This window comes from Salinispora cortesiana, from assembly GCF_000484695.1.
In the GTDB taxonomy this organism is placed as follows: domain Bacteria; phylum Actinomycetota; class Actinomycetes; order Mycobacteriales; family Micromonosporaceae; genus Micromonospora; species Micromonospora cortesiana.
The window spans coordinates 1-5,803 of the sequence record NZ_AXVR01000110.1 but is presented as its reverse complement, the minus strand read 5'-3'; the positions used below and the strand labels follow the sequence as shown (position 1 = coordinate 5,803).

7 protein-coding genes and 3 pseudogenes are annotated in these 5,803 nt (G+C 67.6%); 9 read left to right on the top strand and 1 reads right to left on the bottom strand.

Annotated features, from left to right (window positions below; all coding sequences use genetic code 11):
• Positions 1-89: 89 nt before the first annotated feature.
• The 5 genes and pseudogenes from K228_RS0123775 to K228_RS0123750 form a co-directional block, all read left to right on the top strand.
• Positions 90-398, top strand: a pseudogene (locus tag K228_RS0123775) (NUDIX domain-containing protein); the annotation flags it as partial.
• Between the two features lie 34 nt (positions 399-432).
• Positions 433-1,335: an NshR/TsnR family 23S rRNA methyltransferase gene (gene nshR, locus K228_RS0123770; protein WP_025620627.1), complete on the top strand. Its 903-nt coding sequence runs from the start codon at positions 433-435 to the stop codon at positions 1,333-1,335.
• A gap of 40 nt (positions 1,336-1,375) precedes the next feature.
• Entirely contained in the window at positions 1,376-1,654 is a 279-nt protein-coding gene (locus K228_RS0123760) for a hypothetical protein (protein ID WP_155251629.1), read from the top strand.
• A gap of 129 nt (positions 1,655-1,783) precedes the next feature.
• Complete coding sequence (locus tag K228_RS0123755; protein ID WP_025620625.1) at positions 1,784-2,068, top strand: type II toxin-antitoxin system Phd/YefM family antitoxin; 285 nt, start codon at positions 1,784-1,786, stop codon at positions 2,066-2,068.
• Positions 2,065-2,319 (top strand): Txe/YoeB family addiction module toxin, encoded by a 255-nt coding sequence (locus tag K228_RS0123750; RefSeq protein WP_025620624.1) that lies wholly within the window; start codon positions 2,065-2,067, stop codon positions 2,317-2,319. The genes K228_RS0123755 and K228_RS0123750 overlap by 4 nt, the downstream gene beginning before the upstream one ends.
• A 213-nt stretch (positions 2,320-2,532) precedes the next feature.
• On the opposite strand, the gene K228_RS0123745 is transcribed toward K228_RS0123750, so the two are convergent.
• On the bottom strand, positions 2,533-3,291 hold the full coding sequence (locus K228_RS0123745; protein WP_025620623.1) for a formylglycine-generating enzyme family protein: 759 nt from the start codon (positions 3,289-3,291) through the stop codon (positions 2,533-2,535).
• Between the two features lie 587 nt (positions 3,292-3,878).
• Here K228_RS0123745 and K228_RS30520 point away from each other — a divergent pair.
• The 4 genes and pseudogenes from K228_RS30520 to K228_RS30285 form a co-directional block, all read left to right on the top strand.
• Positions 3,879-4,157, top strand: a pseudogene (locus K228_RS30520) (ATP-binding cassette domain-containing protein); the annotation flags it as partial.
• Positions 4,158-4,303: 146 nt separating this feature from the next.
• Positions 4,304-4,381, top strand: a pseudogene (locus tag K228_RS30295) (hypothetical protein); the annotation flags it as partial.
• A gap of 129 nt (positions 4,382-4,510) precedes the next feature.
• Positions 4,511-4,966 carry a hypothetical protein gene (locus K228_RS30290; RefSeq protein WP_245603580.1) on the top strand — a complete coding sequence of 152 codons (456 nt, stop codon included), beginning with the start codon at positions 4,511-4,513 and terminating at the stop codon, positions 4,964-4,966.
• Positions 4,896-5,495 carry an ATP-binding cassette domain-containing protein gene (locus K228_RS30285; protein ID WP_342667139.1) on the top strand — a complete coding sequence of 200 codons (600 nt, stop codon included), beginning with the start codon at positions 4,896-4,898 and terminating at the stop codon, positions 5,493-5,495. The genes K228_RS30290 and K228_RS30285 overlap by 71 nt, the downstream gene beginning before the upstream one ends.
• Positions 5,496-5,803 lie beyond the last annotated feature (308 nt).

Genomic DNA, 5,803 nt, shown 5'->3' with positions numbered 1-5,803 from the left:
CGACCTACACGACCGCACCGACACCTTCGCCGTCTACGGCATCTAACAAACCATGATCAAAGCGGACGTAAAAGAACAACGCCGGGGCCGTGCCCGGCGGCAAGCTCGAACTCGGCGAGGACCCGGCCGTCTGCGTCGGTCGGGAGATCAGCGAAGAGACCGGCTGGACGGTGCGGATCGGCCCGATCCTCGACTCCTGGCAGTACCAGATCCGCGACGGCGTCAACGTGCTGATCGTGACCTACGGCTGCTTCGCCGACGACGACTCGCCGATCGCAGTGAGCTCCGAACACAAAGAAGGCCGTCTGTTCGGCGCCGACGAGATCGTGGACCTGCCCATGCCCGACGGGTACCGGCGCTCGATCGACGACTGGTTCACCCGGCTCGAGTCAGATTGAGGAAGCGAAAGGGGCTTGTGCTAGGGTCGCGCCCGTGGTAAGCCTCGATGTCATCACCGAACGGTCAGATCCGGCCGTGCAGCGGATCAGCGATGTCGTCAAGCATTCGCGATCCGCCGTCCGCACCGTTCTCATCGAGGATGCCGAGCCGCTCGTGGAGTGCATCCGCGCGGGGCTAGACTTCGTCGAGGTCTACGGAGTCGAGAGCAGCCCCTTCCCCGACGAGGTGCTCGCCGCATGCCAGCAGCGGAACATTCCCGTTCGCCTGGTGGCGGTCCCGGTCATGAGCAGCCTGTTCAAGGCTGACAAGAAGCCCAAGGTGTTCGGTGTGGCACGCACGCCGCGGCCATGGGGCTTCAACGACCTGTCCCGTACGACCGGTGACATCATCGTCCTGGACGGCGTGAAGATCGTCGGCAACATCGGCGCCATCGTGCGTACCTCCTTCGCGCTCGGCGCCGCCGGCATCGTGCTCGTGGACAGCGACCTGGCCACCGTCGCTGACCGACGCCTCATCCGGGCCAGCCGAGGCTACGTCTTCTCACTGCCGATCGTGCTCGCTTCCCGGGCCGAGGCGATCGACCACTTCCAGCACAGCAGAGTCCCGCTGATCGCCTTCGACACGGACGGCGATCTGGCGGTCAGCGATCTGCGCGACGCCGACGAGCCGCTCGCCCTCCTGCTCGGGGCCGAGAAGACGGGCACGTCGCGGTCATTCGAGAGCATCGCCAGCAGCACCGTGTCGATCCCACTCAATCCGGACGCAGAGTCGCTGAACGTCTCGGTCTGCGCCGGGATCGCCCTGTACGAACGGTCCTCCTGGAACCTCCCCGCACGGAGCCGCTCGCCGCGCCCGGCGGGGGACGGCCGGCGGGGTAGCGCCAGGCACAGCGGCCGACCCGTACGGTCGGGACACCGAGGCCGCCCCGGCCGGTAACCGGCGAGCGGCCCCGCCATCGTCAGAAGGCGGGCTGGCCGTGGGAGATCTTCTCGGCCACATTGGGGAAGGCCAGGGCGTGCGCCCGCTGTCGCCGCAGGAGCGGGTCTGCCTCGTCGAACATGACGGGGTGCGGCAGATCAGACAGGCGCGCGGGGTTCCTTCGGCACAGTCAGATCCCGAGGCGGGCGATCAGCGTCTCCGGGTCCTCAACGTCGCCGTGTCGACCTATTACGGCTGGCGATCCCAGGCGGCGAACCCGTCACGGCGGCGGCGCGACGATGCGGAACTCGCCATGGAGATCGCCGATCATCGGTGATCCGCTCCCGCTACGCCCGCGCCGCTCCTGTGTCTGATCGCCAGTTCAAGGCCAGACGTCGGCGCATCTAACGAGCAGCACCGGCAAGCTTGTACAATTTATTGTACGTAATGTTTGGGAGGCAGCAGCATGCGCACCGTTCCCTACTCAGAAGTCCGCCAGAACCTGGCCAAGATGCTCGACCATGTCGTGGACGACGCCGAGGAAGTGGTGGTCACCCGCTCCGGCCGGGAGGCCGCGGTCATCATCTCGCTGCGCGAGTACGAGTCGTTGAAGGAGACGGCCTACCTAATGGCTAGCCCCGCCAACGCGCGCCGCCTAAATGAAGCCGTCGAGGAGCTGCGTAACGGGGGTGGGGAGACGCACGACCTGATCGACCCCGACGCCCGTTCAGGCGATGCATCGGCAGCGTGAAGGTCCAGTTCGCCAGCCGAGGCTGGGAAGACTATCTGACCTGGCAACGAGATCGCCAGATGCTCAAACGAGTAAACGCCTTGATCGAGGACATCCGACGCAACGGCTACCAAGGCATCGGCAAACCGGAGCAGCTCCGCGGAAACTGGGCCGGATTCTGGTCGAGACGCATCGACCAGGAACACCGCCTCGTATACCGGATCGTGGACGACACAGTGCAGATCGCGCAGTGCCGCTACCACTACGAATGATGTAGAGGACCACGCCCTCCGCCGAGGGACACCACGGGTGGCGCGGCCATGGCCGCCGGGCAGAGCGAACTGGACCTGAGACTTAGCGACAGTCCGCTGGCCGGCAGGCCACTTCAGATCACGTCCTCGCGGATGGGCCACCTGTGGGATGCCTTGGTCCGCGGCTAGGACGACATTGGGTTCCCCGAGGCGGCCGGGGTCCTGGTGAGCCGGCTAATCTTGGGGTGGCAGTGGTGCTACCGGGCGGACTGCGGTGAACTGAGCGTGCTCGTGCCGGGTGGCGGCGAGCCGCAGCAGCCATTCGCCACAACCCTGCCACGGGTAGCAGTCGGCGGCACCGCCGCGTACCGTCCGGGGACCGTCACCGATGCGTGGGCGGGCATCCGCCGGGGCGCCCACAAAACCGGGAATCCACATATCGGCGCAGATTTCGTTCGCCGAGCCCAGGGCAGCCAGCCCGAACGCGTTTTCAGCGGCAGCTGTCCGCTGCCCATCGCCGAAGTCGTCGAGTAGTTGGTCCTCGCCGGGTTTTCCGTCGCCGCGGAAGGTCAAGGTGGTGGTGCCGGCTCGGGCTGCGTACTCCCACTCAGCCTCGCTGGGCAGCCGGAACGGCATCGCCTCGAGCAGGTCGTCCAGGTCATCCTTGAGCCGGGCGGTGCCGGAGTCCGCGTCGGCGTAGTCGTCCTCGTACTCGGGCAACCAGTGCCGGACCTGCGCGACGGTCAAGGGGTGCCGGGCGAGCAGAAACGGTTCGACCCGCACCTCTCGTATCGGCTGGGCGTCCCCGGCACCGGCGAAGAACGGCTCAAGAGTGTCCTCGGCTCCCCCACTGCGTTCGATCGCGCGTACCGCCGCCAGTTCCGCCTCGGACAGACCCATGCGGAAAGTCCCGCCTGGCACCTCCCGAAAGACCACGCCGGATGGGATGTGCCGCCAGGCTGGCCGCTCGGTCACGATCTCCTCGGTCCACATGGCGCCGAACGCTAGCAGCCCGGGTGCCACCAACCTCCACGTTTGGTATGAATACGAGCACTCGGTCGATGCCCGGGTCATGGGCACGATGTGGCGGAGGCTGCCGCTCGCTTGAACGACTGGCCCCATCGTAACGATGTCGACTGAGGCTCGCGGAGATCAGGCGATCTGCCGAAGGTCACTGCCGTAGTCAAGATGATCCGTATCCGGGCGCCCAGCGCGCGTGCGTAGCGGCCGAACGAGGCGAGAGCAAACAGTTTGTCGGGGCGTCAGGTTCGTGTAAATATGGCTGGGTGATCTACTGACACGCACCCAGCCCGCTACCGCAGCCCCACTTTTGGTGCCAGTTAAGCACCGGCGGGCAGTTCCTCACTTTTCTATTCGGCGAATGGCGTCCGCGTGTCCAACCGCGCACGCCGTCAACCACGCCGGTCGATTAAGGACAACACCAATTGGGTACGACCCGGCACGGCGGCTGGTACCGGATCGGCTAGCGCCTCCCACGCCCATTGGCGGCGTCGTGGCTGGCAGGGTCCCGAATTGGCTTCTATCGACGGCCGCGTCTGGGATTGATCACGAGGAGTCTCATGTCTACCCAACTCACCCTGCACGCGGTGAGCAAGGCGTACGCCCACGGTCAGGTGCTGAACGCGGTGACCGGCACGGTCCGCGACGGAGAACGGGCCGCCGTGGTCGGTGAGAACGGCGCCGGAAAGTCCACCCTCCTGCGGCTGCTTGCCGGACAGGAGCTTCCGGACGAGGGCGAGGTCGTGGCCACCGCCGACGGCGGGATCGGCTATCTCGGCCAGGTCCTCGAGCTGCCGGACACGGCCACGGTCGGGGCCGCGATCGACGCGGCGCTCTCCGACCTGCGCGACCTCCAGCGCCGGGTCATCGAGGCGGAGCAGGTGCTGGGCACCGGCGAGGCGGGGCTACTCAACGCGTACGGAGAAATGTTGACCGCTTTTGAACTGCGCGACGGATATCGGCCGACGCGCGGGTGCGGGCAGCGATGTCCACCCTGGGGATCGGCGAGCTGGCACCGGATCGCACGCTCGGCACGCTCTCCGGTGGGCAGCGGGCGCGGCTCGCGCTGGCCGGTGTGCTGTCGGCCGAACCGGAGCTACTCCTACTCGACGAGCCCACCAACCATCTCGACGAGGCGGCTCTGGCCTGGCTGGAGGACCGGCTGCACCGGCACCGGGGAACGCTTGTGGTGGTGACCCACGACCGGCTGCTGCTACGGCGGGTGGCCACTACGATCCTGGAGGTCGACGGGGATCGGGCCGCCGTGGTGCGCTACGGCAACGGCTATGCCGGCTACCTCGCCGAGAACCGGGCGGCGCGGCGGCGGTGGGAGCAGGCATACGCGGAGTGGACCGCCGAGATCAAGCACTGGACTGAGTGGGGCGCGACGACGGCGTACCAAGTGGCGCCGGGCCGCCCCATCAAGGACAACAACAAGTGCAAATACAACAGCGACGGCCACCGAGTCCAGGCGTCGATTTCCACTCGGGTGCGCAACTCGGCCGAACGGCTCGACCGGTTGCACGCCGAGCCGGTGTCCCGGCCGCCGGACCCGTTGCGCCTAAACGCGCCGCTGGATGCGGCGATCCGGGAGGGCACCGTGCTCAGCGCACCGCGTGCGGGTCGGGGGCCGGCTGTGGGCGCCTGAGCTGACCGTAACCGCGGGTGAGCGGATGCTGGTTACCGGGCCGAACGGGGCTGGCAAGTCGACTCTGCTCGACGTGTTGGCCGGTGTGCTCCCCCCGGATGAGGGGACGGTGGAGCGCCGGGGGCGTCTCGGATACCTGCCGCAGGAGAGCAAGATCGGCGCCCCGGCGCACAGCCTGCTATCGGCGTTTGCGTCCGGCCGCCCAGGCACCCTTGAGGAGCACGGCGAGCAGCTGGAATCGCTGGGCCTGTTCCGCACCGGTGACTTCGGTAAGCCGGTCAACGCGCTGTCCGTCGGGCAGCGGCGCCGCCTGGTACTGGCCCGCCTGCTGGTCGGCGAAGCCGACCTGCTGCTACTCGATGAGCCCACCAACCACCTGTCGTTGGCGCTGGTCGAACAGTTGGAGCGGGCGCTGGCCGAGTACCCGGGCGCCGTGGTGGTGGTCTCGCACGACCGGATGTTCCGGAAGCACTGGACCGGCACCGAGGCGGCCCTAGAGGCCGGCCAGCTGCTCGCGCCGGTGCGATGAGCTGGTCGAGGATCGCTCGGCGACCCGTGCCGTAGATTCGCCCCGCTGACCGATGCCCACTTCGTCGATGTCCGCCCCGGAACAGGTCACCGCCGGACATGGGCACCGCCGGAACGGGTCACCGCCGGACATGGGCACCGAGGACCGTGAAGTCATCCGGTGCCCCCGCCACCGATGCCGAGCAGTCGAGGGCAGGGGCACCGGCTCGTGTACCGCTCAACTGGCCGCCCCTGATTCAGGGCCCCGGAGTAGTCCTTGATTGTCTGGTTGGTCATGGGATGCCATGTAGTGCCAGGGTTGCGGCGGGG

What these genes read in the sequence shown, in the direction of transcription:
- K228_RS30285 (WP_342667139.1), top strand. Translation starts at nt 4,896, where the DNA reads ATGCGGCGATCCGGGAGGGCACCGTGCTCAGCGCACCGCGTGCGGGTC.
- K228_RS0123745 (WP_025620623.1), bottom strand. Translation starts at nt 3,291, where the DNA reads ATGTGGACCGAGGAGATCGTGACCGAGCGGCCAGCCTGGCGGCACATC.
- K228_RS0123755 (WP_025620625.1), top strand. Translation starts at nt 1,784, where the DNA reads ATGCGCACCGTTCCCTACTCAGAAGTCCGCCAGAACCTGGCCAAGATG.